Here is a 3530-nt window from a genome sequence, read left to right on the forward strand (position 1 = left end):
GCCCTGGCGCCCCCCCGCCCGGCCGGGGGGCCGCCCCGGGCGCCGCGGCGCCCCGGGGCCCCCCCGGGGGCGCGGGGGGGGGGGGGGGCGCCGCCACGCGGGGCGGCCGCGTTCCGGCGCCGACGCGCGCCATCTCCCGCCCATTCCAGGCGAGCCGCACTTCGCAGGTGTCGGCCCCGACCCGGCCGCAGGAGGAGCCGTGCAGCGAAAGCACCATGACCGGCGGGGTCCGGGTGCGGTCCACGGTCCAGCTCTGCGAATGGCCGAGCGGCTCCGCGCGGTAGGCGGGCGAGAGGAAGATCACGAGCGGGCATCCCGCCGAGCCGCAGAAGAAGGAGGCCGCGCCCTGGCAATCGAGCCCGGTATAGTCCTGGACATAGTCGGGCTGGCCGTCGCCGTTGAGGTCGAGCTGGGCCTGGAAGGCCGGCATCACGGCCGGGCGCCCGCCGGCCGAGCGGCAATCCGCCTCCGCTTCCCGCTGGTTCCGCTGCACGCTCCCCGGGACCTGTGCCAGGGCGGGCAGGCTGCCGAGCAGGAACAGCGAGAGTATGATGACGATCCGACGCATGGCCTGCCCTCCTCGTCTCCCGGCCTGTGCGCCGTGGCAGCCCAGCATGCGCGCATCGTCGCACGATTGATATGCCGCTGCGAGCGCCCGCGTCAGCCGGGATAGGCGATGGCGACCACCTCGATCTCCTCGGCGCCGGCGGGCGTGCGCAGGCGCCGGCTGTCGCCGATGCGCGCGCCGAGCAGCGCGCGCGCGACCGGCGCGACCCAGGAGATGCGGCCCGCATCCGCATCGGCCTCGTCCACGCCGACGATGGTGACCGTCACCTCCGCATCGTCGGATGCGCGCCAATAGGTGACCGTCGCGCCGAAGAAGACCTGGTCGCGCTTCGACTGCGCCGCGGGGTCCACCACCTGCACGCGCTCCAGCCGCTTGCGGATGAAGCGGACGCGGCGGTCGATCTCGCGCAGGCGGCGCTTGCCATACTGGTAGTCGGCGTTCTCCGACCGGTCGCCGAGACCCGCGGCCCAGGAGACGACCTCCACCACCTTCGGCCGCTCCTCCTCCCAAAGCCGGCGCAGCTCCTCGCGCAGCGCCGTCGCGCCGGCGGGCGTCATGTAGAAGGGCGTGCCGGGCGGCAGGCCGGGCGGGCCTTCCTCCTCGTCATCCTCGTCAGCCTGCGATGTCACGGAGCGACCTGCGCCCGCCGATGGCGGGCGCGCGGCCGAATGGCCGCCGCGCCGCGTGGCGCGCAAGCCAGGCCCCCGGAGGGGGCGCCGGCGCATGAGGCGGCCAACACATCAGGCACCGCGGATCAGTGCGTCCATGATCGCTTCCCAGCTTGCACGGTCAGGGGCGCAGATGAGGCCGCCGCTGCGATGGCGCGCGGGGTCGTAGGGCTTGCCGTCGAAGCGCGCCGAATAGCCCCCGGCCTCGGCATGCAGCAGCCAGCCGGGCGCGTGGTCCCAGGGCAGCAGGCGGTTGTACACCAGCAGATGCGCATGCCCGCCGGCGACCAGGCGATACTCATGCGCGGCGCAGCGATAGGCGATGGCGGCGGCAAGGCGCGGCAGGCGGCCCGGCACCTGGCTGCGCAGCGGCTCCGGCATCCAGTTCCAGGACACCGCGCCGACCATGCGCGAGATCGGCACCGGCGCCGCGACCCGCATGGCGCCATGCGTCGCGCCGGCGGAATCCTCCACCCAGGCCCCTTCCCCGCGCAGCGCGATCGCGGTGTCGTCGCCGAGCGGATCGTGGATCCAGCCCGCGACAACCTCGCCGCCCAAAAACATCGCGGCCATGCAGCCGAAGAGCGGCACGCCGGCGGCGAAATTCGCCGTGCCGTCCACCGGGTCCACGACGAAGGCGCAATCCGCCTGCGCCAGGCGATCGAGCATCGCGGGATCGGCCGATGCGCTCTCCTCCCCCACCACGACGCAGCCGGGAAAGAGGCGCGCGAGGCCGGCTTCGATCACGCGCTCCGCCGCCTCGTCCGCCTCCGTCACCAGGTCGAGTGGCCCGGTCTTGGCGCGCACCGCATCGGGGGCGAGGCGGCGGAAGCGCGGCATGATCTCCGCGCGCGCCGCATCGCGCAGCAGGGCCGCGACCTCGCTGGCCTGGGCACGGCCGGGCTTCACGAGGCGGTGCGCTGCTCGAAGCGCGCGCGGTTGGCGGGCGAGAGGCGAACCGTCAGGCGGATCGCCTCCTCCGCATCCTCGCGCGCGATCACCTCGCCATGCTCGTAGAGCCAGGCGATGCCGGCGCCGTCGGTGGGGGCGAGGCGGAACTCCGCCGTCTCCATCCCCGCGGCGAGCCTTTCATCCAGCGCGGCGCGCAGTTGCTCCAGCCCGTCGCCGGTCAGCGCGGAGACGGCGATGGCGCCCGGCAGCTGCGGCACGGCCTCGACGCCGCCCATCAGGTCGGCCTTGTTGAGCACCTCGACGACGCGGGAGGGCCAGTCGGCATCGAGCGCGGCGTTAGGGCCTTCCGCCATCTCGGCCAGCACGCCCAGCACATCGGCGCGCTGCGCGGCGGTGTCGGGATGCGCGGCGTCGCGGACATGGAGGATGATGTCGGCCGCCGCCACTTCCTCGAGCGTCGCGCGGAAGGCCTCGACGAGCTGCGTCGGCAGCTCGCTGATGAAGCCGACCGTGTCGGAGAGGATCACCGTGCGGCCGGAGGGCAGCCGGATCGCGCGCATGGTGGGATCGAGCGTCGCGAAGAGCTGGTCCTGCGCATAGACGCCGGCGCCGGTCAGCGCGTTGAACAGCGTGGACTTGCCCGCATTCGTGTAGCCGACGAGCGCGACCACCGGATAGGGCACGCGCTCCCGCGCGCGACGGTGCAGGCCGCGCGTGCGGCGCACCTGCTCCAGCTCCTTCTTGAGCTTCACGATGCGCTCGCCGATCAGGCGTCGGTCGATCTCGATCTGCGATTCGCCGGGACCGCCGAGGAAGCCGAAGCCGCCGCGCTGGCGCTCCAGGTGGGTCCAGCTGCGCACCAGCCGCGTGCGCTGGTAGTCGAGATGCGCGAGCTCGACCTGCAGCGCGCCTTCCTTGGTGGCCGCGCGCTCCCCGAAGATCTCCAGGATCAGGCCGGTGCGGTCGATGACCTTGCAGCCCCAGGCGCGCTCCAGGTTGCGCTGCTGCACCGGGCTCAGCGCGGCATCCACCACCACCACGGCGACGCCATGGCGCTCCACCGCCTCCTTCACCATGCCGACCTGGCCTTCGCCGAGCAGCGTGGAAGGCCGCATCGCGCGCAGCGGATGGATCGCGCTGTGAACGATGGTCAGGCCGATCGAGGCGGTGAGGCCGACCGCTTCGGCCAGCCGCGCCTCGGCCGCGCGCGCCCCGGCGCCGTCGCCGCGGCCGGCACGCTCATGGGGCAGGATGACGGCGGCCCGTGTCGGCCCCTTCTCCTCGCCCTTCTTCTCGTTGCTATTCGCCGCGCCCGACAGGGTTCGCCCCCAGCGTCAGCCGGCCTTCACGGCCCGGCGATGCCTCCGCGCCGGCGGCGGGCG

The 3530-nt window shown here is 73.9% G+C and carries 4 protein-coding genes; all 4 read right to left on the bottom strand.

Going from position 1 to position 3530, the window contains the following annotated elements; genetic code table 11:
- Positions 1-568: hypothetical protein (locus tag AC1MIR_RS04275; protein WP_480026932.1), on the bottom strand; the 568-nt coding region annotated here is incomplete at its 3' end.
- 92 nt (positions 569-660) lie between these two features.
- Positions 661-1125, bottom strand: coding sequence for a transcription elongation factor GreB (gene greB / locus AC1MIR_RS04280; RefSeq protein ID WP_480027058.1), 465 nt, complete (start codon positions 1123-1125; stop codon positions 661-663).
- 183 nt (positions 1126-1308) lie between these two features.
- Complete coding sequence (locus AC1MIR_RS04285) at positions 1309-2145, bottom strand: inositol monophosphatase family protein (RefSeq protein ID WP_480026933.1); 837 nt, start codon at positions 2143-2145, stop codon at positions 1309-1311.
- Complete coding sequence (gene hflX, locus AC1MIR_RS04290; RefSeq protein WP_480027059.1) at positions 2142-3467, bottom strand: GTPase HflX; 1326 nt, start codon at positions 3465-3467, stop codon at positions 2142-2144. The genes AC1MIR_RS04285 and hflX overlap by 4 nt, the downstream gene beginning before the upstream one ends.
- Positions 3468-3530 lie beyond the last annotated feature (63 nt).

Source organism: Falsiroseomonas sp. RANM36 (genome assembly GCF_056682175.1).

Bases quoted from the DNA above. Each gene is read 5' to 3' on its own strand.
- greB (WP_480027058.1), bottom strand. From the start codon at position 1,125: ATGACGCCCGCCGGCGCGACGGCGCTGCGCGAGGAGCTGCGCCGGCTT.